The following is a 23,452-nucleotide window of genomic DNA, read 5'->3' on the forward strand; positions in this document are numbered from 1 at the left end:
ATCGTTCTCGTTGCAGTGCTGGCACTCGGCTTCGTATTTGCTGGGAGCACGGCCGCACAACAGACGCCCGACATCACTGTTGCTGAAGATAGTTCGGGAGATTACACGTCGATTCAGACTGCAGTCAATAACGCAAACGATACCGACCGGATCGAAGTGCAGTCCGGGGTGTACAACGAGTCTGTTCAAATCGATAAGAACGTCACTCTCGTTGCTCCCAGTGGTGCGACGATTTCGAATACCTCGACAGAGAGTAATAACGCAGGCCTCCAAGTCATCAATGCTGCCACACCCGAGATAGCCGGGTTTACGGTGACTGGCTGGAAGTGGGGGCTGAGTGCCGGTGCCTCAGAAGGTGACTGGGTAGCTCGAAATATGACAGTCACTGATAACACGTACGGAGTTCTCGCTTCCGGGACGCCGGGTAACTGGACGCTCAGCAACACCACAATTGAGGCGGCGGATACCGCTATTACTTCTTACGAAGCCAGCGGGGAACACGTTATTACGGGCGTGACAATTCGGGATGTAAACGAGGCTGTGTCAGCCTCGAATACGACGGGTCAATGGGAAATACGCGACACGACTATCAAAAACACAAGCGAGGATGGTATCGATACGTACAATTCTGATGGCGACTGGCTGATTCAAAACACTATAATCGAAAACGTGACCGATGATGGTATCGATGCATACAATTCTAGTAGTAATTGGCAGGTGCAAGACACGACAGTTACCGAGGTCGGAGAAGCTGGTGTTGCTGCCACTGATACAACTGGTAACTGGCGGATACGCAACTCTAACTTCGTAAACAGTGGCGAGTACGGTGTTGAAGCTTTCGAGAGCACCGGTGATTGGACAGTCGAAAACGTCAGTGTTCGAAATAGTAGCTATCGGGGGATCTCTGTTGACTACTCGAATGGAAATTGGACGATTCGGTCAACGAGTATCCAAAACGTTTCAGTGGAGGGACTTGACGCCTATCGGACCGATAATGGTCGCATCCAGGATGTTGTGATCAACGACATCGGAGGGAATGGAATCAATCTATACGATACTGGGAGTTGGGTGATGGAAAACACGACGGTCACACAGGTAGGTACTGATGGGATAACCGCGGGTGATGGTAATGCGACCGGCACGCAAATCGCCCAAAATGTGACCATCCGTGATACAGGAAACCACGGAGTGACGTTCTACAACAGCAGTGCTAACTGGACAGTCACCGACTCCACGGTTGAAGAGAGTGCAAACGAATCGATTGAAGCAGAAAATACAGCGGGTAACTGGAAAATAACTCAATCGATACTGTCGGATGGAAGTGGTGAGGCAGTCAATGCATCTGATGCCGTCCTCACTGGTAATGCCTCGTACAACTACTGGGGTGCCTCCGATGGGCCAAGCGGTGATTTCGACGGCTCGGGTGGTGCGGCAGTTGGGAACCTGATCGTCGCACCGTACTACACCGATAGCGATCTGACGACAGTCGAGACTAGCATCAACGAAAGCACCGGGTTCGTTGATGTCGACGTCACTACGTTACCTGGGAGTGGGACAGAGACCGACCCCTACATTATCGAGAACGCCTCCGAGTTACAGGCGATCGAAGACGATCTGACTGCCCACTACGAACTGGGAGCCACTGTTGATGCGAGTGGGACCGCCGAGTGGAACGGCGGCTCCGGATTCTCCCCGATCGGGACCGACGAAAACAGCCAATTCACCGGCCGGCTCGACGGCGAAGGGAACGTGATAACCGGGCTCAGTATCGATCGATCGACGACTGACAACGTCGGACTGTTCGGATATGTTGGCTCCGATGGACTGGTTCGAGATGTAGTCATAGACGACGCTGAGATACGTGGCGGCAACTTCAGCGTCGGCGGCCTCGCTGGAATCAACAACGGCACAGTGACCGACGCAGTCGCTACTGGGTCGGTGAATGCGACCGAAGAAGTCGGTGGCCTCGTCGGACGAAATACCGGGACGATCACTGAGTCAGCGTCGACCACGACTGTTAACGGGACACTGAACATCGGCGGCGTTGTCGGACGAAACGAGGGCTCGATCAGCACTACATCGGCAAACAGCAGCATTGACGGTTTCCGAAACGTGGGCGGACTCGTCGGAAACAACCTGTTGAACGCTACGATCAACCAATCAGCCGCCAATAGCTACACGAACGGGAGCGAACACGTAGGTGGGCTCGTCGGACTCAACAACGATGCGACGATCAGTAACACGTCGGCCAGAGGTGCCGTTAGCGGCTCCGAGAGCGTGGGCGGACTCGTCGGGTTGAACAACGGTGCGGAGGTCAACGAGACGTTCGCTACCGCAGACGTTACTGGCACTACTGCTGTCGGTGGTCTCGTCGGTGAGGGGTCCGGCAGCACTGTGACCGGTTCCTACTGGGACGAGGCGGCGACGAACCAAGCCTCCTCGGTCGGTGGAACGGGACTCAGCACGTCTCAGATGGTCGGCGATGCAGCACTGACCAATATGACTGCGTTCGATTTCGTCGAGACGTGGGAGGTCGAAGCAAACGAGTACCCCGTTCTCGCTCGACTAGCTACTGATTCCGACGGTTCGTTCGCTGGTCCAGTCGTCAACGTGAGTGCATCGTCGATCACGCCGACGAAAGCCACAGCCAACGAGACAGAAGAGTACACCGTCGACGTCGTCATCGACAACACTTCGCTGACCGACGAGTCCGGCGAGGTCGACGTTTCCTTCGAGAACTTCAGCTTCGGGACCGGCGAAGATGATCTGACGATCGGCTACACCGATGCCAATATTTCGAATGGGACTCTCAACGTTACCGAGTCGGTGGCTGTGACCGCTCCGAACACGACCGGCTTCTACGATGTCAACGTGACGGACCTCCGGACTGAGAGCAACGACTACCTGATCGAAGATGGGAACATCACGTTCGAAGATATCGAGGTTTCAGATTCAACGGATGACGATGGGAGTGGCGCCGGTGGCGGCAGTGCGCCGGTCATCAACACGACGGTCTCGTCGGTCGCACCGAACGCTACGACGGTCAACGAGACCGAGCCCTACACCGTCGACGTCGTCATCGACAACACCTCGCTGACCGACGAACACGGCGAGGTCGACGTCGCCTTCGAGAGCTTCACGCTCGATACGGGCGACAATCTGACGATCGACTACACCGGCACGGACATCGACAACGGGACGCTCGACATCACTGGGTCGGTGAATGCGACCGCACCCGCCACGGCGGGCACCTATGCGGTCAACGCGACGACCCTCCGGATCGAAAACACCACCTCCGAACAGAGCCTCGATTCCAACAACACGGTCGGTCGAATCGAGGTCGGCGAGGTGCCTGACCCAGTCATCAACGAGACGGAATCGTCGGTGACGCCGCCGACAGTTACGGCCAACGAGACCGAGGAGTACACGGTCAATGTCACTGTCGACAACACGACCCTGACCGACGAGTCAGGACAGGTCGACGTCGGCTTCGAGAACTTCACACTCGAAACAACCGACGACGAGTTGCAGATCAACTACACCGAGAGCGACATCACCGAGGGCACACTCAACGTCTCGGGGACGGTGAACGCGACCGCACCGGCAACCGCGGGCACGTACGCGGTCAATCTCGAAGAGATCTGGGTCGACGGACCCGACGAGGGACCGGTCGAGAACGCTAGTATGACGATCGATACGATCGACGTCAGCGAGCCGGCCGAGCCGGTGGTCAACCGGAACGCCTCGACAGTGGCTCCGACGAACGTGACCGCAAACACCACCGACGAGTACACGGTCGATGTCGTCATCGAGAACGCTTCCGACCTCTACGAGGAGGGTGATGTCGACGTCGCGTTCGACGGCTTCGATCTCGATCTGCCAGAGGACGATTCGACCGACGATACGGCCGAAGAAGACCTTTCGATCAACTATACCAGCGCAGATATCAACGACGGGACGCTGAACGTCTCGGGAACGGTGAACGCAACTGCGCCAGTAACTCCGGGCAAGTATCAGATCAACGTCACCGATCTGCGCCCGGAAGACGACAGTGATCCGATCGCGGACGCAAACGTCACCATCGAGACGATCACTGTCGCTGAGCCACCGAAACCGGTCGTCAACGAGACCGCCTCGTCGGTGACGCCAACGACGGCGAGCGCCAACGACACACAGCGCTACGACGTCGACGTCACTATCGAGAACACCTCACTCACCGACGAGTCGGGTGAGGTCGACGTCGGCTTCGAGGCGTTCGATCTCGACCTCGGTGACGATCCGACCGACGATACCGACGACGAAGATCTCACGATCAATTACACCGACACGAACATCACCGACGGCACGCTAACGGTCTCGGCATCGGTGAACGCGACGGCCCCGAACAATTCGGGCACGTACAACGTCTCGGTGACTGACCTCCGCCGGGAGGGGACCACCGATCCCGACGACTCGTTGATCGAAGACGCCACCATTAGCTTCGCCAACATCAGCGTCGCCGACTCGACGGAGGCACTCGAGCTCACGCTCGACGAGACTCAGGCCCCCAACGGAACCAGCACCAATCTGACCGCGACGGCGACGTTGGCCGACGGGACCACCGAAGACGTGACGACCGCGGCGACCCTCACCAGCAGCGACGGGACGGTCGTCACCGTCGACAACGCTACCGGCGTGGTCTCCGCAGTCGGTCAGGGAACGGCGCTGCTGAACGCCAGCTACGACGGCATCAATGCCACGACGGAGATCACCGTCGGGCCGGCGGAACCCACATCGCTGGACGTCACGCTTGGCCAAGACGTCATCCAATCGGACGCCGAGACCTCGGTGACGGTGACCGCGGAACTGACAAACGGCTCGACACAGGACGTGACCTCGCTGGTGGCACTCGAATCCAGTGACCGGGACGTCGTCACCGCCGACAACGCCACCGGCACCGTCTCCGGTCAGGGCGCTGGCTCGGCGAACGTGACTGCGGGCTACGCGGGCGTGATCGCGAGCGCACCCATCGATGTCACGGTGCCACCGCTCACAGTCGACCGAACGGCCATCGACTTCGGTGACGTCACGCTGGTCAACACATCGGTTGCCCAGCTGAACGTGACGAACAACGCCTCGACGCCGATCACCGTCGAGTCGGCGACGCTGACCGGCAACGGTTCCGACCAGTTCGCCATCGACGAGTCGGCGATCACTGGCGAGATCCCGGCCGAAACCAACCGGACCATCGAGGTAGCCTTCGAGCCGTTCACTCGAACCAGCTCGAACGCGACGCTGAACCTCACGACCAGTGACCCGGCACTCTCCCCGTCCGACATCACTCTCCGTGGGAACGGGACCACGACAAACCTCACGCTGACCGCCAACACGACCTCGATCGTTGCTGGCGACCCCGTCCGGTTCAACGTCACTGACGACGACGGAGCGCCGGTGAACGCGACGATCCGGCTTCCGGACACGACCGCTCAGACGGGTGCCGACGGCAACGCCACCGTTCGGATCGAGACGGTCGGCGAGTCGACCGCGACGGCGACGAAGAACTCGACGACCACCGCCTACGTCTCGGACTCCGTGTCGATCTCCGTCGCAGCACCGACGCTGTCGGTCGCCGAGACGAGTCTCGACTTCGGGATGACCTCGCTGGAAACTACCAGCCGCGTGAACCTCACACTCGTCAACGACAACGAGACCAGTGTCGAGGTCGGTGCCGCCGACCTGCTCGGGGCGAACGCCAGCCAGTTCAGCATCGACGACGACACGCTTCCGGAATCGGTCGCGGCCAACACCGAGCGGAACGTGTCGGTTCGCTACGAGCCGTTCGAACGCGGCTCGGCGGCCGCCAGTATCGACGTCGCCGGTGAGACGGTCTCGCTTTCGGGAACCGGTGTCGCACCGCAACTCAACATTACTGGCCTCCCGATCGAGATTACGGCGGAAGAGGGCAGCAGCGCGAACACGACTTTCCAGATTAGTAACGATGGGAACGCAGCGCTGAACGCGACGCTGTCGAGCGACAACGACGCGTTCAGACACCCAACCGATCTCGATATCCCGGGTGATTCCAGCGACACCGTCGACATCCAGTTCGCCCCCGACAGCGGTGACACGGGGACGCTCTCGACGGAGTTGGTGATCGCCACCGAGAGCCCGGCGCTTTCTGATCGCCAACTGACCGCCGCCGGGACGGTTGAGGAACGGAGCGTCGAACTCCGGCAGTCCGAGATCGACTTCGGCGAGGTCACCGTCGGCTCGCCGGCCACCAGTACGGTCGTGGTCGACAACACCGGAACGACGAAAGAGACACTCAACGTGACGACCACCAACCGCACGCTGTTCGACGTCTCGGACAGCGCCGACGAGACGATCACGCTCGCGCCTGGTAGCTCCGAGCGGCTGACCATCGAGGCCAACCTCACCAGTTCGGGCGTAGCGACTGAGGCACTGCAGATCCAGAACGACAGCTACACCTCGGTCAACACCTCGGCGACGCTGAACGCGACCGGGCAGGCCCCCGCCCTCTCGGTCGCCACGGGCCAGCCTGTCGAGTTCGACGATACACCCATCAACTCGACCTCGACTGCAGAGATCCAGCTCGACAACAACGGGACGGCACCGCTGGCAGTCAACCTGACCCAAGCGTTCACCGGGACCGAGCCAGCTAACTTCAGTGTCGTCAGCGAGTCGGTCTTCGAGGTGCCGACGGACGACAGTCGAACCGTGACTGTCGGCTTCAGGCCAGCGACCGCGGGCAATGCGACGGCAAACCTCACGCTGGACACCAACGACATCGCCGCGACGGCCGCAGAGGAGAACGTCACCCTCGAAGCGGCTGGCTTCGATGCCAATCTCTCGATCAGTGGGGACGCTCCGGAGTTCGGCACCGTCGGCGTCGGTGGGACGACCACGCAGACGCTGACGGTCGAGAACGACGGCGAGAGCGATCTGACGCTCTCCGAGACGGCGGCGACTGGTGACTTCGCCGTCACGGACCCCCCGGGTTCCATCGCGAGCGGGGAATCCGAGGAAATAACAGTTCGGTTCGCACCCGACGCCAACGGCACCCAGACCGGTACGCTGACTGTCACCGGCACGCCCGACAACGGCGAGGGCACGACCGTTTCGACGCCGCTGACCGGCACCGGCCGCTACGGTGAACTCCAGGTCAACCAGGATACCCTCCGGACCGGCGTGACGACGACCGACAGCACCACGACCGGCTCGGTGACCGTCGAGAACGTCGGGCTCGCCGGCACCCAGCTTTCGATCGACGACATCTCGATCAGTGGTGGGAACTTCGACCTCGACACCAGCGGTCTCACTGAGGGTGATACACTCGGTAGCGGTACGAACGACGCTCTGCGCGTGAGGTTCGATCCTGCCAGCAATGCCGACAACGGCGAGCAGACGGGGACGCTGAGACTCACCGCGTCGAGTTCCGACGGTGCGAAGACCGTCACTCGCAGGCTCGGACTGACCGGCATCGTGAGCACACCCGAACCGACGGTCTCGACCGACGAGCTCTCGGTCGGCACCGTGACCGTCGGCGACGAGGAGTTCCGGACGGTCACCGTCTCCAACGACGGCGGTGAAGCCTTCGAGATCACCGGCACCTCCACTCCCGACGACGGCGTCACCGCCGACCGGCTCGGTCCGAGTCGGATCGTCCCCGGCGGCGAATCGACGTTCGTCGTTGTCGTCAACCAGTCGGCGACCGGCTCCTTCGACACCGATCTGACCGTCGAGACTGACGACGACACCGATCCGACGGTAAGTGTGACTGGCCGCGCGGTCGCGCCCGAACTGAGTGTGACGACCGAGGACATCGCCTTCGGCGACACCGGAGTCGGGAGCGCCGATCAGGCCACCGTCACGATCCGGAACACCGGCAACGCGACGCTTACGATCGCCGAGCCGACGATCACCGGCACCGGGGCCAGCGAGTTCAGCCTCCTGAGCGGGGATCGCCAGCTCCGGATCGGGCCGGACAGTAGCCAGACCGTGAGTGTCGGCTTTTCGCCATCGGACACCGGCCTCAGCGAGGCGAACCTCCAAGTCGAACCGCTCAACGAGCCCGACGGGAGCACGCGGACGATCAGTCTGAACGGCACCGGCACCGACGCGGCCGCCGAACTCAACGAGTCGGCGGTCGGCTTCGGTGACGTCGAACAGGGACAGACCGTCAATCGGACGCTCACGCTCACCAACGACGGCAACGCGCCGCTGGAAGTGACCGGCAACGCCTCGGTCCTCGGGGTCGACTCCGATGCCTTCTCGGTCAATGGCCTCGGGACGCCGACGATCAGCGACGGTGACAGCGAGACCTTCAAGGTCAAACTTAATACGACCGGTCTCAGCCGTGGTAGTCTCGGTAGCCGGGTCGTCATCCCGACCGACGACGCCGACGTAACGAGCCAGCTCGGTGCGACGGTCGTCGCCCCGGACATCGACGCGCCCGGCACCGTCGCCGCCGACCGCTTCGGAACGACCCGTCTCGGGACGACCTCGACCGCCGAGGTCTTGGTCAACAACACCGGGAACGCCGAACTCAACCTGACGGACCTCTCGGTGACCGGCACCGACGCCGCGGCGTTCAGCGTCGTCGAGACGCCCGACAACACGACGGTCGAAGCCGAAGACTCCGGCCGGGTCGTCGTGGAGTTCGATCCGTCGGCACTCGACGACGCCACCAGTCGCGCCCAGAACACACCGCTCGAAGCAGCGGCGACGCTGAATATATCGAGCAATGATCCCGACGTCAGCGAGGCAGCAACCGAGATCGGCCTCAACGGCGAGGCTGTCACGCCGAGCCTCTCGGTCCCACGGACGTTCCAGTTCGGTGATGTCCCGATCGACCAGACGACGACCGGCCAGCTGACCGTCGAGAACACGCCGTCGGCGACGGCCGCGCTCAACATCACTGACCTCGAAGTCAGTGGGGCCGACGGCGGCGACTACACCGCGTCGCTCAGTGGAGCCAGCACACCAGCCTCGCTGGCACCCGGCGAGTCAGTCACGGTCAACGTGAACCTCACGCCCTCGTCGTTCGATCAGAAGTACGCCACCCTCTCGGTGAAGACCGACGACAGCCGTGAGACGGTGCGAAAGATCGGCCTCTCGAACACCGAGACGATCTACAGCGTCTCCTACGGCAGCATCAACGTCCAGTACATCAACCCCACAGAGGGGACCGAGCCGACGGTTGACGTCGACCGCGGCTTCCGCGGCCGGAACGCGACGCTCCGGAGTGTCAACAGTAACGTGAGTACGACGCAGGACTACTCGCTGAACTACACCTTCGGTGGCGATCCGACCGAGGTCGGCCACGACGAGGCGCTCAACGACAGCGACGCCGACGGCAACGTCACCGCCGTCCAGTACATCAACGCGACGACTTCGGCCGACGAGAGCAAGTTCAGCGACTCGACGTTTGAGGTGGCGGTCAGCAAGGCGACACTGGCTCGCGGCAACGTCGACCCTGGCAACGTGACGATCTACCACGAGAACGGTGACAGCTACGACGCACGCGAAACCGAACTGCTGTACGAGACGACGCGTGGCTACGTCTACGAGGTGACGACCGACAGCTACTCGGTGTTCGCTGTCGGCCACCCGGAAACAGCAGAGCAGACGACCGAAACCAACGATGAGAACAACGACAAGAACAACGACGAGACCACTGACGACGGCTCGACCGGCGGCAGTGGCGGTGGAGCGACCGCCCGCGATCAGCAGGACGACACACCCATCGCGGACATCGTCCAGGACGTCGCCGACCTCACACCCGAGACCGAGTCCGAAAGCGAGATCACCGACACCGATCCAGACCGCGCGGGTGTGACTGTTGAACCGGCCAACACCCGGAGCGTGCAGGCAGTCACGTTCGACGACGAGACGGTCAGCGGGACCGTCTCGGTGAAGGAGTACCAGCCCGACGCCGACCTCACGTCGCGGATCGAGTCGTCGGTGAACGCCGATCTCGACGCCGCTGCCGGTGCGACAGACGGTAGCAGCAGCGACGGCGGCGATGGCAGCACTGCGAGCAACGTGCGGCTCGTTTCGGTGACCGACATCTCGCCGTCGTCGGATCAGGCGACCGAGTCGTCCGCCACGGTCGAACTCACGGTCGAACGGGAGTCACTTGAGGATCCGAACAATGCCTTCGTCGTCCACGAGGCCGACGACGGCTGGGAACGGCTCGAGACGACCGTCGAGGAGACCGACGACGGCACGGTGTCGCTGTCGGCCAAAACCGACTCGTTCTCGCTGTTCGCGGTCGTGGAGGACCAATCGTCGGCCGGTACCGACGACGGCGGTCAGCAGTCCGAGACGACCGATGATGCTACTGATAGCGGCACTGGAAGCGATTCCGGCGGAAGCTCGACGCTGCTGCTCGTCGTCGGTATCCTCGCGGCCGTAGCAGTGCTCGGTGCGGTACTGGCCGTCGTTCGCCGCGAGTAGCTCGCCACACCGACGTTCGTTATCGATTCCGTTTCGTGTGCTTTTCCCGTTCGATTACACGATATAGTCGACCACCACTGCCGCCTCAGCCTTCCGCAGCAGTTCGCCCGCCGTGCTCGGTTCACAGTCGAGTTCGGCCGCGACCGCCGCGGTATCGCCGGTCCGCGGCACGTCGTAGTAGCCCACGTCGACGGCCGCTTCCAGCGCCTCGCGCTGACGGTCGGTGAGCCGCCCGGCTGACTCGCTGCGACCGACCGATCCATGACGGAACGGTTGGACGCGCTCGATGCCAGTCTCCAAGACTTCGCTCAACCCAGCATGAAACTCGCTGAGTGCGCTCCCCTCGCCAACCGCCCGGAACCGAACCCGGCCGGAATCGAGAAAGGTGACCGGCGGGAGGAAGACCAGTTGGGCCTCGGCGACGAGTTCGAGGACCGACGTGGCGAGTTCGTACTCCCGTTGGACGAGAAAGCCGTAGGTCCCGTCGTCCCCCGCCACCAGCGCCGACCGCTCGATGGAGTCGACCGCTGCCAGTAGCTCCCGCACCGCCGCCTTCGGCCCGTCGTACCAGAACAGCGTCGTCACCGCCTCGGTCGGCCCCCACATCAGCAGTTCCGCCCGCGACAGAGTCTCACTCTCGATCAGCGCCCGGTGCATCGGATGGGCTAACGCCGGTGGGTAGCGCGCGGTGAACGTCACCTGCTTCATACGGCCGGTCGACGGAGAGAATATATAAAACGCCGCATGAGTGCGGAGTTATAATATTACATCCGGCGTGTGACTGTGCGAGTATGGTAGCGACAGCGACAGCCGGGTCGGTCGAGCGGGCAACCGACGAGTCGGTTGCGAACGAACAGGGGCAACCGGTCGAGTCGTCGCGCGTGTCGGTCGACGGCCACACCATCGCCACCGCCGAGTACGGCGATCCGGCGGGTCGACCGGTCGTCGTCCTCCACGGGACGCCCGGCAGCCGACGGTTTGGGGGGCTGTTCGCCCCGGCGGCTGCCGAGCAGGGGGTCCGACTACTCGCCGTCGACCGCCCCGGCTACGGCGATTCGGCGGCGTGGTCCGGGCGGTCGATCGCCGATATCGGCGGTGTCGTCGCCGCAGTGCTGGACGACGCCGGTGTCGAGCGGGCAGGCGTGGTCGGCTTCTCCGGCGGCGGCCCCCACGCGCTGGCGGTCGCCGCAACCCACCCCGATCGCGTGACGAGCGTCGACGTGATCGCGGGGGCAACGCCGCCGGCAATCGGCGAGACGCCGCTTCCCCAGCGCCTGCTGGCGGCGATGGCGACCCTGACCCCACGGCTGTTCGGCCGGCTGTTCGGCGCGCAGGCGTGGGTCGCCAACCACCTCTCGTCGTCGGTGTTCCTCTCGCAGTACACCGACCGGGAGATCGATCGGTTCGACGAGCGTGATCTCGACCATCTGACCGCGGAGTTCGGTGCGGCAGTCGGCGGCGGGCGACCAGGTGTCGCCACCGAGTTCCGACTGCTCGGCGAGCCGTGGGGGTTCGAGCCGGAGGCGGTCGACCGGCCAGTGCGGCTCTGGCACGGCGAGGGAGATACGAACGTCCCGCTGGCGGGCGTGCAGCAACTCGCCCGGCGGCTGCCCGATAGCGAACTGCTCACCGTCGACGGCGATCATCTGTCGACGCTGCTCGACTGTCGGGGACGCGTGCTCGAAACGCGGACCACAGAGCGCTGAGCTAACGGGGTCAGTGCGTCCGGTAGCCGGCGAACCGGTCGACGAGTCGGTCGACCTCCTCGTCGGGGAGGATCGTCGGCTCGCCGATCGCGCGGGCCTGATAGTGGATGCGGGCGCAGTATTCGACCATCAGCGCGGTCTCGAAGGCCCCCTCGATGGTCTCGCCAACCGTGAGGACGCCGTGGTTTTCCAGCAGACAGGCGTTGTACGCCTCGCCGAGGGTGTCGGCCGCGACCGCCCCCAGTTCTTCGGTGCCGTAGGTCTCGTAGGGTGCGACCGGCACCTTGTCACCGGCGTAGGCGATCAGGTAGTGTGAGGCCTCGATCGGCTCGCTGAGGCTGGCGAAGGTGCTCGCGTACGGCGAGTGGGTGTGGATGATCCCGCCGACGTCGTCGCGCTGGCGGTAGACCGCCGTGTGCATCGGCGTCTCGGCGGAGGGGTCGAGCTCGCCGTCGACTACCGATGCGTCGAGGTCGACCAGCGGGACGTCCCCCGACTCGATCTCCTCGTAGGGGATTCCCGAGGGGCTGACCGCGACGTACTCGTCGCCGACCCGGCCGCTGACGTTGCCACCGGTACCCTTCGTCAACCCCTGTTCGAGCATCGCTACGCCGGTGTCGACTACGGCCTGTCGTTTGTCGTGCAGTTCGTCAGTATCGAGCGTGTCTGGGACGGTCATGGTGATGTGTTCGTTGGTAGTCTCTGGTGGTGGGTGGAGATCGGTAGTACCCTGTGGCAGATGGTGGTGGGTCGTGGTGTCTGCTGTGTGTTAGTCGACGACCGAACCCGACTCGAGAACCTCCTCGTTGGCGATGTGTGCGGGCTCGTCGCCGGCAAGCAGGGCTTCGAGATCGGCTTTGATCATCTCGGAGTGTCGGCTGATCACGCTGTCGGTCGCCCCGCCGAGGTGGGGCGTCGTCACCACGGTGTCGAGGTCGAGGAGGGGATGATCGTCCGGAATCGGCTCCTCCTCGTAGACATCGAGGGCTGCCCCCCGGAGGTCGCCGGACTGCAGGGCGTCGAGCAGCGCGTCGCTGTCGACGACTGCTGCCCGAGCGTTGTTGATGAAATAGGCACCCTGTTTCATCCGATCGAACTCCTCGGGACCGAGCAGGCCGCGGGTCGCGTCGGTGACGGGCACGTGCACCGAGACGATGTCGCTCGTTTCGAGCAGTACGTCGAGGTCGACCTTCTCGGCTCCGTATGCGGCCATTTCGTCGGCGTCGACGAAGGGGTCGTAGGCGACGAGGTCGACCTCGAACCCTTGGGCGCGCTTGGCGACCTCCTGGCCGACCGCGCCGAGTCCGACGAGGCCGACCCGCTTGTCGGCGAGTTCGGTCCCCTTGAGCACCGTATACGGCGACTCCTTGCCGAGCCCCCAGGTCACGTCCTCGCGGCTGCCGCCCTCGGCGGCGTCGGCCCGCGGCTCGCCGGTGTAGCTGCCGGTGTGCAGCAGGTGGTGGGCATGGGCGATGTTGCGGCAGACGGCCAGGATCTGCCCCCACGTGAAGTCGCCGACGCTCTTGGCGTTGCGTCCCGGTGTGTAGACGACCGGAATCCCGTGGTCGGTCGCCGCCTCGATGTCGACGTTGGCGTCCGGCCCCCCACGCGGGCAGGCGATGATTCGCAACGCTTCGGCGTCGGCGAGCACCGACTCCGAGACGCCCTCGTAGCCGACGACGAGCAGTTCTACGCCATCGAGCCGCTGGCGGAACGCCTCTTCGGAGAGTCGACCCTCACGTTCGCTGATCGGCTCGTACTCGACCTCGAGGCCCAACTCGTCTTCGAGCGATGTGAGTACGTCCGGATCGAAGTTGGCTGTGATGAGTGTTTTCATACTGATATGTTGGTGGTATAGACGTTCGCGCCACAGTCGGAACGACGGCGGCGGGACGGTGTTGACTCCACGCAGTCTGCCATCTTAGAGGCTGGTGTCGGCACACGGATTTCCGAGACGCCAAACACTATGTGGGCAAACATCATTATTTACTATTTATGACTCAAGTGCTGTTGGGTGTCGATGCTGGCACGACCGTGATCAAGGCCGTCGCCTTCTCGCTGGACGGCGAGGAGTTGTACAAACACAGCCTCGACAACGCGGTCGAGACCCCCGAACCGGGCTACGCCGAGCAGGATATGGACACGACGTGGGAGAAGACCGCCAGCGTGCTCGAGGCGGTGGTCGACGAACTCGACGACGAGGACGAGATCCTCGGACTGGGTGTCACCGGACAGGGCGATGGGGTGTGGGCCATCGACGCCGAGGGTGAGCCGGTCCGGCCGGCGATCCTCTGGTCCGACGGCCGGGCGACCGGACAGGTCGACCGCTGGGCCGAAGAGGGCGTCGACGAGGCGATCTACGACATCTGTGGCTGTGGCATCTTCGCGGGCTCCAGCGTCACGATCCTCAAGTGGCTCGAAGAACACGAACCCGAGACCATCGAGGCCATCGACACCGTGTTCTGGTGTAAAGACTGGATCAAGTACAAGCTCACCGACGTGCTGTGTTCCGATCCGACCGACATGTCGCTGCCGTACATCGACATCGAGACGCTCGAATACGACCATCGGGTGCTCGAACTCACCGATCTCGAATACATCGCCGATTCGCTGCCGCCGATGTACGACGGCGACGAGGTCGTCGGCGAGGTGACCGCCGCGGCCGCCGAACGGACGGGCGTTCCGGAGGGCACCCCCGTCGTCTCGGGGTTCTTCGACGTCCCTGCTTCGGCGATCGGCAGCGGCGCGGTGACACCCGGCGACGGCTCGTCGGTCGTGGGCACGACGTCGCTGAACCAGACGGTGATGGACGCCCCGAACGTCGGCGACGAGCCGGTGGGGATGACCGTCGGCCTCGGCGTCGACGACCTGTGGGTTCGGTTCATGGCGTCGATGACCGGCACGCCAAACCTCGATTGGGCGCTCGAAGAGATCATGGCGTTCGACGATTTCGACCTCGTCGAGATGGCCGTCGGCGACATCCCGGTCGGCTCCGACGGCGTGCTGTATCACCCCTTCTTGAGTTCGGCCGGCGAACGCGCCCCCTTCGCCGATCCGAACGCCCGCGCGCAGTTCTTCGGGCTGACACAGGATCACACGCAGGCCCATCTCGTTCGCGCCGTCTACGAGGGGATCTCGCTGTCGATGCGGGACTGCTACGAGCACTTGCCGTACGATGCGACCGAGGTGTCGCTCAGCGGCGGCGGCGCGAACTCCGACTTCTGGTGTCAGATGTTCGCCAACGCGCTGGACGCCTCGATCGACGTGCCCGAGGGCAGCGAGTTCGGCGCACAGGGGGCGGCGATCCTCGCGGGAATCGGCGTCGACGCCTACGACGATCTCGGGTCGGCCGTCGACCGGACCACCACCATCGACCGCTCCTACGAGCCCGAGCCCGACAAAGTCGCCCAGTACGACCGCTGGTACCAGGTCTACCGCGACGCCTACAAGGCGACCTTCGACGTCTGGCAGCAGCGGGCCGATGCCACCGCCGACCTCGAAGCCCTTCGGGAGGAGGCCGACGACTGAACACCGGGAGTGGCGGTGGTACTCAGTGTGAGTGAAATCCGTCGACGCTGTTTTGTCGATACACATACAGTAGCCGCTATGAGTAGGGACACACGTCCAGTCGGGCCTGACGTCGCAGACGACTCGACGGCCGAGGTCGACCTCGAGTGGTTGACCCTCGACGACGGCGAGGAGGTGCTGTGGGCGAGCACACCGCACAAAAGCAGCCTCCTGCCGGCGTTGGCCGTCGGGATTCCGCTGTCGTTCGTGTTGATCGGCATCCCGATCGTCGTCGTCGCCTACCTCTCGTTTACGAACACGAACTACGTCGTGACCACCCGCGGGCTCTACCGCAAGCGTGGAATCCTCTCGCGGGACGTCAAACAGATCGGCTTCGACAAGGTCCAAAACATCTCCTACAGCCAGAGTCCGATCGGCTCGTCGCTGGGGTACGGCACCGTCGAGATCAGCACCGCCGGCAGTTCCGGCGTCGAACTCCGGTTCCGGTCGATCCCCACCCCCGCCGAGATCCAGGAGCTCATCTCCCGTGAGATCGAGCGCCGCGAGGACGGCAGCCGGGACCAGGAGGGCGACGTCGACGACACGCTCGATGCGATCCTGACCGAACTCCGCGGGATTCGACAGGCCCTCGACGGCGAGGCGACCGGCAGCCAACCGGACGCGCCGGCCGACGCCGGAGCGGATGCGTCGGCCGATGCCGGAGCGGACACGACGGCCGACGCCGGAGTGGATGCGCCGACCGACGGTGAGCCTGCCGACAGCGAGACGGCTGGGGCCGATCCCTTCGAGCCCGCGGTCACCGAGTCGACCGACGACCGATGAGCGACGACTGGCGCTGGCTCCGGGCGTCGGAAACGGAGCTTTGGGAGGGCCGCCCCCGGCTGACGACGATCGCCGGGAGCGTCGCCGCCGGACTGGCGGTGCTGGTCGCCGCGGTCTGGCTCGCCTCGACCGTCGACCCCCGGCTGGCCACGGTCGGTCTGCTGGGGATTCCGCTTCCCATCGTGGCCTACCTCCAAGTTCAGCGGACGACCTATCTGCTGACGACGCGGGCGATCTGGGTCAAAACCGGCGTGCTGGGGCGGTCGGTCCGCCGGGTCACGCTCTCGAAAGTCCAGAACACCGCCTACGAGCAGTCGGTCCGCGGCTCGATCTTCGGCTACGGCACGGTCACCGTCGAGGTCGCCGGCGGCGAGGACATCCACTTCCGCCGAATCTCCGATCCCCGGTCGGTCCAAGAGGCGATCAACGAGCAGATCGACCACGGCGAGGCCCGTGGGGTTCCCGGCACCCCCGAGCAGTGGCAGGCCGTGCTCTCGACCCTCCGGGAGATCCGACGGCGGGTCGACGAACATCCCCCTGTCCGTGAGTAGTCGGACGGGCGAACCGCTTAGATACCGTCCCCTCCTACCGGTAGCCATGTCCGAGCCGTCCGACTCCGCGTCCGACCCCGCCGACTCGTCGGTCGACAGCCAGTCGCCGAGCCGGCCAACCAGTCTCGCCGACGAGCCGGCTCTCGACGCGTTCGTGGCCGACCACGACGCCGCACTGGTCGAGTTCTACACCGAAGGCTGTGGGATCTGTGCGAGTATGGAGCCGATACTCGGCAACGTCGCCCGCCAACTCGCTGTCGCGGTCGGGATGGTCAACCCGCGGGACGACCCGCCGCTTGTCGACCGCTTCGAGGTCCGGAGCGTGCCACTCTTCGTCCTGTTCGTCGACGGCGAGCCGGTCGACCGCCGCGCCGAGGGGTTCATCCCCGGCGACGAGCTGACCGCGTGGATCGAGGACGCGTTGAACTGATCGGCAGCCGGACTGTCACGGCTGGCTGCCATACAGTTCATTCGGCTCGCCGTCCAACAGTCGGTATGAAACGACGTCTGAAGGCCGCCCTCGTTGCCGGGGTGGTCGTGCTCGCTGGCTGGATCGGTTGGGGACTCTACGCGGCGCGGTCGACCGAATCGGTGCCCTACGAGCGACTGCGGACCGTCGACGGTGTCGAGATTCGACGGTATCCCGAGACCGTCACCGTCGAGACGACCGCCTCGGACGAACGAACCGCCTTCGGGCGACTCTATCGCTACATCTCGGGGGTCAACGTGACCGGGACGTCGCTCTCGATGACGACGCCCGTCGAGACGCGCGGCGGGTCGCTCCCGATGACGACGCCGGTCCGTTCGGGAGCGGTCGACCACGATGGCGACCGCGTCGAGACTACCACGGCCGACGGTGCTGACCACGGCAGTCCCGACGCCGACCACGGCAGTCCCGACGCCGAGGTCGACAGTGCCACCAGCGACGGGACGCGGATGGCGTTCTACCTTCCAGCCGACTACGACGCCGAGACGGCCCCGGAGCCGATCGATCCGGCGGTCGAGTTGCGTGTCGACCCCGAGATGACGGTCGCCGTCCGTCGGTTTTCGTGGTACGCCCCGGAGTGGCGGGTCGGGCGCATGGAACGGCGGCTTCTGTCGACCATCCGGCGCGAGGAGATCACTCCGGTCGGCGAGCCGTTCCTGCTGCGGTACGACGCCCCGTGGACGCCGCCGTTCATGCGGCGCACCGAAGTCGCCGTCGAAGTCGACGTCGATTGATCAGTGGGTCCCCCACTCGTCGTTCCCACCAGCATGCACAGGGTTTCCCGTTTTCACCGACCGTTTTGAACGGTATCCTCCGTAGCGAGACTGTATTCGACGGCACGCTCGACGTGGAGTGCTGTCGTGTCGAACATCGGTACCCCGAGGCGGTCGTCCTGTTCGACGAGGAGTTCGATCTCCGTACACCCGAGGACGATGCCCTCGGCACCGGCAGCGGTGAGCGAGTCGATGACATCGAGATACCTCTCGCGGGACTCGTCTCGAACCTCGCCTCTGGTTAGTTCCTCGAAGATGATCCGGTCGACGTCCTCACGCTCCGCGTGGTTCGGAACGACGACATCGATTCCGTGGTCCTCGAACCGGCCGCGGTAGAACTCGCCCTCCATCGTCGCCCGGGTTCCTAGCACACCGACCGTGTCGATACCGGCCGCGTGTATCGCGTCGGCAGCGACGTCAACGATGTGGAGGAACGGAATCGACAGCGCCTCCGTGATTTGGGGGGCGACCTTGTGCATCGTGTTGGTTGCCATGATGACGACGTCCGCGCCGCCCATCTCGAGGCTCCGTGCCGCATCGGAGAGATACGCCGCCGCCTCGTCCCACTGTTCGGTGTCGATGTACCCCTCGATTTCGGCGAAGTTGACGCTTCGGATCAGTAGCTCACCCGCATTGTGTCCTCCTAGGACGTCGTTGATCCCCTCGTCGATGAGCCGATAGTACTCCACTGTCGACTGGCTACTCATTCCACCGAGGATCCCGACCGTCCGTGGCGTACTGCGAACCGACTGGTCGTCACTCATTGGCTCCGTGTCGAACGCTCGTCGTATAGTATGTACTGGTTCCTCCCACGCCGTAGACGACCGACCGCCGTGTTACCGGCCCCGAGACTCGCCGTCGGCTTCGGCGGCGTCCTTCCACTCACCGAGCCCCGAGGGATCGAGGTGGACGTGGGCGTCGCCGACCTCTTCGACCGCCCTGAGTCCGTCGACCAGTTCGCTTTCGAGATCGTGGCCCTCCCGAAGCGTCAGTTCGCCGTCGACCTCGACGTGGGCCTCGACCTCCAACACGGTCCCGTCGTAGAACACCGTCAGGTCGTGCATCCCCTCGACGGCCGGATGGGATTTGATCTCGTCGGTGATCTCCGCGCGCTTGGCCCCGGTCGGGGCGGCTCCGACGAGGTAATCGAGGTTCTCCCGGCCGATCTCGATGCCCTGAGCGACGACCAGCAGGCTCACCAGCCCGCCAGCGATCGGATCGAGGATCGGATAGCCGGCCAACACCCCGAGGACGCCGACGATCGCCGCCACCGTGGTGTACAGATCGTTGAGACAGTCGGTCGCAAGCGCGGACAGCGCGGTCGACCCGACACCCTCGTTGGCCCGCTCGGTGTACCAGTAGACCAGATACATGTCGACCATCGAAAACACGAGCGCCGCGATCAGCAGGTAGCTGAATCTGACTTCCGGACCCTCGATGAGCCCTTGCGCCGACTCGAACAGCAGGTTCAGCCCGAGGACGACGATCACCGCGCCGACGAACAGCGCCGTCAGCGGCTCGATCCGCTCGTGGCCGTGGGGGTGGGCCTCGTCGGGGTCGCTGTAGGCACTGCTCCCCCAGACGAGGACCACGACGCTGGCGACGAGATCAGCCACCGAGTGGGCCGCGTCGGCGACCAGCGCGACCGAACCGAACGCGAGCCCCGCCGCGCCCTCGACGATGATCTTGACCGCGTTGCCGGCGACGTTGGCCCACGACGCTCGCGCAAACCGCCGCCGGGCGTCGTCGGCATCCATACCTCTCCTTGTCGGAACCGACACTTGAGGATTCGGGTTTCCGGGATCAAACGGGGTTCTTTGGCACGTCTACAGCCGTTTTCGACTGCGTCTAATCAGTCGGCCGACTCGACGGTTGCCTCCCGGTCGACCACCGAATCGTCGTCGACCGTGCGGTAGCCGACGGTGCGTTGTGGGAACGGGATCGCGATCGATTCGGTGTCGAACCGGGCTTTGACCGAGTCGATTACCGAAGCGGTCGCCCGCCAGCGCTTCTGGGGAGTCGGCGGCGAGATCCAGAATCGCACGTCGAGGTTGACCGAGGAGCCGCCGAACTCGACAGGGAACACCTGTGGCTGGGGGTTGCCGTCGACGAACTGCGCTTCCTCGACGGCTTCACGGGCGATCTCGGCCGCACGGCTCGGGTCGGCCTCGTAGTCGACGCCGACCTCGACGTGGACTCGGAGCTTGCCGTCGCGGCTCCGGTTGATGACTGCCTGCTCGCCGACGTTGTCGTTGGGGATGACGACGTGTTCGCCGTCGAAGTTCCGCAGATGGGTGTTCATGATCGTGATCTTGGTGACGATCCCCTGATTGTCGCCGACGGCGACCCAGTCGCCGATCTCGAAGGGTCGCGAGAACATGAGGACGAACCCCGCGATCAGCGACCCCAGCGTCTGTCTGGCGGCCATCCCGACGACGATCCCGAGGAACCCGGCACCGACGAGGATGCCGCCGATCTGGATGTTCCAGACGCTGAGGACGCCGACGACGAGCGCCACCAGTAGCGCGACCTGTCCGACTCGCGTGAGGATCTGTTCCTGATGGGCGGTCACGTGGCTGGTGTCGCTGGTGAACTCCGAGATGGCGTCCTGCAGGAAATTGTTCGCCAACCCACCGGCGATCAACAGTCCCACGGTCGCGATCAGCTTTGTCAGCGCCGGCAGCGCCGTCTCCAGCAGCCCGATCAGCCACCACGCGACGTCGACGAGCCCCCAGACGACGAGCAGCGCCACCACCATCACCACGAACAGCAGCGCCTGCACGAGCCTGACGACCGTGGTGAAAAGCAGCGACAGTGGCACGACGTCCTCGATGCGGTCGGCGATCTCGGTGGCCCGGTCGCCGAGCCGCTGGCGGGTCAGCCGGGCGGTCAGCTGCCGGCTCCGGTCGACCAGCCGAGGGAGTACGACCCCCGCGGCCGCCAGCGCCACCACGACCACCACCAGACTCACGCCGATCTGGACCTCCGTCGAGACGAAATCCCCCAACACGGCCTCCAACCGCGTCACGATGCCCGTAACCTGCATACACACACTATCGGCCGAATATATAAAATAACGTTGATACGACAACCGGAAGAAAACCGCGGGCAGCCGCTACGCGTCGGCGAGGTGGGTTTCGACGCGGTCGATCAGTTCGGCGTTGCCGAGGTGGACCGGCACACGCTGGTGGAACTCGGTGGGCTCGACATCGAGGATCGACCCGCTGCCGTCGGAGGATTCGCCGCCGGCGGATTCGACGATGTAGGCCATCGGGATCCCTTCGAACTGGAGACGGAGCTTGCCGTTAGGGGCCGACTGGAGGGCGGGATACGAGAAGATCCCGCCGTAGGTCAGCACCTGATTGACGTCGGCGACCATCGCGCCGCCGTAGCGGAGCTTGTACTCCTGTTCGACCTCGTCGATGAAGGCGGCGAAGCCGTCGGTCCAGTCGGGGACCCGGCCGCCCATCCCGTAGACGACCGGCTCGTCGGGGATGGTTACGTCGTCGTCGATGACGTCGATCTCGCCGTCGCCGACGTTGGCCTCGTAGACGTCCCCGTCGCGGGCGACGGTCATCGTCAGGATCGGGCCGAAGAGGACGAACCCCGAGGCCAGCAGGTCGTCGCCGCTGGCCGGCAGCTCGCCCTCGTAGACCGCGATGATCGTCCCCATCGGGCTGTTGGGTTTGATGTTCGAGGAGCCATCCAGCGGGTCGCAGGCGATCGACACCGGGCCGTCGCCGACGTCGACCGGATCGGCCTGCTCCTCGCTGGCGTAGATTCCGACGCCGTCGATCTCGGCGACCGCGTCCTCGATGAGTTCGTCGGCGTAGGCGTCGGCCTCCAGTCGGGTCTCGCCGCTGGGGTTGGTCTCGTCGCTTTTGACCCGTCGACCGGGCAGTGAGGCCCGGATGTCGGGAGCCAGTGCCGCGAACGTCTCGAAGATCTCGTCGAGGGTGTCGCTGTGGGCGCTCATTCGAGGGCCGCCGGGTTGGTGGGTTCCGAGCCCATCACGTCGAGGGCTTCGCTGACGCTTGCCTCCTCGAAGATCACGGCCTCGAGGCCGTCGAGGATCTGTTCGGGGTTGTCACGCTGGAAGACGTTCCGGCCCACGGCGAGGCCGTCGGCACCGGCGTCCATCGCGTTGCGGACCGTCGTCAGGAAGTCCTGATCGTCGGTCTTCGAGCCGCCGCTCATGACGACCTTCGAGTCGGCGGCCATGTTGACCGCGTGGCTCATCGCCTCCGGCGAGCCGGGATACTTCACCTTCGTGATGTCCGCGCCGAGTTCGAGGCCCAAGCGAGTCGAGTAGGCGATCGTCGACGGCGTGGTCGCGTTTTTCAGTCCCTGTCCGCGCGGGTAGGACCACATGACGACGCCGAGGTCGTGCTCGCGGGCGGCCTCCTGTGCGTCGCGGAACTCCTCGACCATCTCGATCTCGTGGTTCGAACCGCCGTAGACCGTAAAGCCGATGGCGTCCGCGCCGACCTCGGCGGCGTTTTCGACCGTCCAGTTGACCGACGAGTTGGGTTCGCCCATCCAGAGGTTCGAGGTGCCGTTGAGCTTCGCGAGCAGTGTCACCTGATCCTCGTAGGAGGGGTAGTAGCCTTCGGCGATCCCCTTCTGGACGGCGACCGCTGTCACCGCGTCGTGGGTCCCGATCTCGAAAACGCGATCGGGGTCGGCGGTCGCGGGGTTCGGTTCGAAGTCGACCGGACCGTGCTCTAGCCCGTGGTCGTAGGCGAGGATGAGCGACTTGCCGTCGCGCGTGATCGCGTCGTCAGCGTGTGGAATCATCAGTAGTATGTCCCTCAATCTACCATAAAAATACTGTGGTCAACCCTTCAGATTTGATACGTTAGAGCCACCCAAAACGCCGTTTTCAGCGTCTGAGCCTTATTTCCAGTTGTAGTAAAAACTCCAACAATGTCCGGCGTTTCGGCCGTTTCTGTAAACAAAATATCAGAGGAAGCGCAAAGTCAAGTAATATTAATGATTATCGCTCTTGGGTAGATGATTGTTGGTCAGTTCTCAGCAGTAGCTGGAAGTCACAGCGGGCAAGGGTGACACGTTCGTGCCACCCGACAAACGATGTTCCCAATCAAGACGTTTGTCTCGGAGCGTCGA

General features: G+C 64.1%; 15 protein-coding genes. 7 read left to right on the forward strand and 8 right to left on the reverse strand.

Annotated features, from left to right (window positions below):
- Positions 1-375 precede the first annotated feature (375 nt).
- Positions 376-10,458, forward strand: a complete 10,083-nt coding sequence (locus NKJ34_RS03905) for a choice-of-anchor D domain-containing protein (RefSeq protein WP_253736947.1) — start codon at positions 376-378, stop codon at positions 10,456-10,458.
- A 54-nt stretch (positions 10,459-10,512) separates the two neighbouring features.
- Here the strand turns inward: NKJ34_RS03905 and NKJ34_RS03910 are convergent, their stop codons facing one another.
- Complete coding sequence (locus NKJ34_RS03910; protein ID WP_253736948.1) at positions 10,513-11,166, reverse strand: helix-turn-helix domain-containing protein; 654 nt, start codon at positions 11,164-11,166, stop codon at positions 10,513-10,515.
- 83 nt (positions 11,167-11,249) lie between these two features.
- Between NKJ34_RS03910 and NKJ34_RS03915 the strand changes: the two genes are divergently transcribed.
- Positions 11,250-12,164, forward strand: a complete 915-nt coding sequence (locus NKJ34_RS03915) for an alpha/beta fold hydrolase (RefSeq protein WP_253736949.1) — start codon at positions 11,250-11,252, stop codon at positions 12,162-12,164.
- 10 nt (positions 12,165-12,174) lie between these two features.
- Here the strand turns inward: NKJ34_RS03915 and NKJ34_RS03920 are convergent, their stop codons facing one another.
- Complete coding sequence (locus NKJ34_RS03920; protein ID WP_253736950.1) at positions 12,175-12,843, reverse strand: class II aldolase/adducin family protein; 669 nt, start codon at positions 12,841-12,843, stop codon at positions 12,175-12,177.
- A gap of 90 nt (positions 12,844-12,933) precedes the next feature.
- Positions 12,934-14,001, reverse strand: a complete 1,068-nt coding sequence (locus tag NKJ34_RS03925; protein ID WP_253736951.1) for a 2-hydroxyacid dehydrogenase — start codon at positions 13,999-14,001, stop codon at positions 12,934-12,936.
- Positions 14,002-14,159: 158 nt separating this feature from the next.
- Between NKJ34_RS03925 and NKJ34_RS03930 the strand changes: the two genes are divergently transcribed.
- From NKJ34_RS03930 to NKJ34_RS03950, 5 genes are all read left to right on the forward strand, one after another.
- The gene (locus NKJ34_RS03930; RefSeq protein WP_253736952.1) at positions 14,160-15,692 is read left to right on the forward strand and encodes an FGGY-family carbohydrate kinase; all 1,533 of its coding nucleotides are present in this window, start codon (positions 14,160-14,162) and stop codon (positions 15,690-15,692) included.
- A gap of 78 nt (positions 15,693-15,770) precedes the next feature.
- On the forward strand, positions 15,771-16,514 hold the full coding sequence (locus tag NKJ34_RS03935; RefSeq protein ID WP_253736953.1) for a PH domain-containing protein: 744 nt from the start codon (positions 15,771-15,773) through the stop codon (positions 16,512-16,514).
- Positions 16,511-17,065: a PH domain-containing protein gene (locus NKJ34_RS03940; protein ID WP_253736954.1), complete on the forward strand. Its 555-nt coding sequence runs from the start codon at positions 16,511-16,513 to the stop codon at positions 17,063-17,065. Before NKJ34_RS03935 ends, NKJ34_RS03940 begins: the two co-directional genes overlap by 4 nt.
- Positions 17,066-17,111: 46 nt before the next feature.
- Positions 17,112-17,495 (forward strand): thioredoxin family protein, encoded by a 384-nt coding sequence (locus NKJ34_RS03945; RefSeq protein WP_253736955.1) that lies wholly within the window; start codon positions 17,112-17,114, stop codon positions 17,493-17,495.
- Between the two features lie 65 nt (positions 17,496-17,560).
- Complete coding sequence (locus NKJ34_RS03950) at positions 17,561-18,286, forward strand: SOUL family heme-binding protein (RefSeq protein ID WP_253736956.1); 726 nt, start codon at positions 17,561-17,563, stop codon at positions 18,284-18,286.
- A 53-nt stretch (positions 18,287-18,339) separates the two neighbouring features.
- Here NKJ34_RS03950 and NKJ34_RS03955 read toward each other — a convergent pair whose 3' ends face one another.
- The 5 genes from NKJ34_RS03955 to NKJ34_RS03975 form a co-directional block, all read right to left on the reverse strand.
- Positions 18,340-19,089 carry an aspartate/glutamate racemase family protein gene (locus tag NKJ34_RS03955; protein ID WP_253736957.1) on the reverse strand — a complete coding sequence of 250 codons (750 nt, stop codon included), beginning with the start codon at positions 19,087-19,089 and terminating at the stop codon, positions 18,340-18,342.
- Positions 19,090-19,161: 72 nt separating this feature from the next.
- Positions 19,162-20,082 (reverse strand): cation diffusion facilitator family transporter, encoded by a 921-nt coding sequence (locus NKJ34_RS03960; RefSeq protein WP_253736958.1) that lies wholly within the window; start codon positions 20,080-20,082, stop codon positions 19,162-19,164.
- A 95-nt stretch (positions 20,083-20,177) separates the two neighbouring features.
- Positions 20,178-21,371: a mechanosensitive ion channel family protein gene (locus NKJ34_RS03965; protein WP_253736959.1), complete on the reverse strand. Its 1,194-nt coding sequence runs from the start codon at positions 21,369-21,371 to the stop codon at positions 20,178-20,180.
- A gap of 69 nt (positions 21,372-21,440) precedes the next feature.
- Positions 21,441-22,301 (reverse strand): class 1 fructose-bisphosphatase, encoded by an 861-nt coding sequence (locus tag NKJ34_RS03970; protein WP_253736960.1) that lies wholly within the window; start codon positions 22,299-22,301, stop codon positions 21,441-21,443.
- On the reverse strand, positions 22,298-23,122 hold the full coding sequence (locus tag NKJ34_RS03975; RefSeq protein WP_253736961.1) for a class I fructose-bisphosphate aldolase: 825 nt from the start codon (positions 23,120-23,122) through the stop codon (positions 22,298-22,300). Before NKJ34_RS03975 ends, NKJ34_RS03970 begins: the two co-directional genes overlap by 4 nt.
- Between the last annotated feature and the right edge of the window lie 330 nt (positions 23,123-23,452).

The organism is Halohasta salina (assembly GCF_024178165.1).
GTDB lineage: Archaea > Halobacteriota > Halobacteria > Halobacteriales > Haloferacaceae > Halohasta > Halohasta salina.

What these genes read in the sequence shown, in the direction of transcription:
- NKJ34_RS03905 (WP_253736947.1), top strand. Translation starts at nt 376, where the DNA reads ATGACAGTCACTGATAACACGTACGGAGTTCTCGCTTCCGGGACGCCG.
- NKJ34_RS03910 (WP_253736948.1), bottom strand. Translation starts at nt 11,166, where the DNA reads ATGAAGCAGGTGACGTTCACCGCGCGCTACCCACCGGCGTTAGCCCAT.
- NKJ34_RS03915 (WP_253736949.1), top strand. Translation starts at nt 11,250, where the DNA reads ATGGTAGCGACAGCGACAGCCGGGTCGGTCGAGCGGGCAACCGACGAG.
- NKJ34_RS03920 (WP_253736950.1), bottom strand. Translation starts at nt 12,843, where the DNA reads ATGACCGTCCCAGACACGCTCGATACTGACGAACTGCACGACAAACGA.
- NKJ34_RS03925 (WP_253736951.1), bottom strand. Translation starts at nt 14,001, where the DNA reads ATGAAAACACTCATCACAGCCAACTTCGATCCGGACGTACTCACATCG.
- NKJ34_RS03930 (WP_253736952.1), top strand. Translation starts at nt 14,160, where the DNA reads ATGACTCAAGTGCTGTTGGGTGTCGATGCTGGCACGACCGTGATCAAG.
- NKJ34_RS03935 (WP_253736953.1), top strand. Translation starts at nt 15,771, where the DNA reads ATGAGTAGGGACACACGTCCAGTCGGGCCTGACGTCGCAGACGACTCG.
- NKJ34_RS03940 (WP_253736954.1), top strand. Translation starts at nt 16,511, where the DNA reads ATGAGCGACGACTGGCGCTGGCTCCGGGCGTCGGAAACGGAGCTTTGG.
- NKJ34_RS03945 (WP_253736955.1), top strand. Translation starts at nt 17,112, where the DNA reads ATGTCCGAGCCGTCCGACTCCGCGTCCGACCCCGCCGACTCGTCGGTC.
- NKJ34_RS03950 (WP_253736956.1), top strand. Translation starts at nt 17,561, where the DNA reads ATGAAACGACGTCTGAAGGCCGCCCTCGTTGCCGGGGTGGTCGTGCTC.
- NKJ34_RS03955 (WP_253736957.1), bottom strand. Translation starts at nt 19,089, where the DNA reads ATGAGTGACGACCAGTCGGTTCGCAGTACGCCACGGACGGTCGGGATC.
- NKJ34_RS03960 (WP_253736958.1), bottom strand. Translation starts at nt 20,082, where the DNA reads ATGGATGCCGACGACGCCCGGCGGCGGTTTGCGCGAGCGTCGTGGGCC.
- NKJ34_RS03965 (WP_253736959.1), bottom strand. Translation starts at nt 21,371, where the DNA reads ATGCAGGTTACGGGCATCGTGACGCGGTTGGAGGCCGTGTTGGGGGAT.
- NKJ34_RS03970 (WP_253736960.1), bottom strand. Translation starts at nt 22,301, where the DNA reads ATGAGCGCCCACAGCGACACCCTCGACGAGATCTTCGAGACGTTCGCG.
- NKJ34_RS03975 (WP_253736961.1), bottom strand. Translation starts at nt 23,122, where the DNA reads ATGATTCCACACGCTGACGACGCGATCACGCGCGACGGCAAGTCGCTC.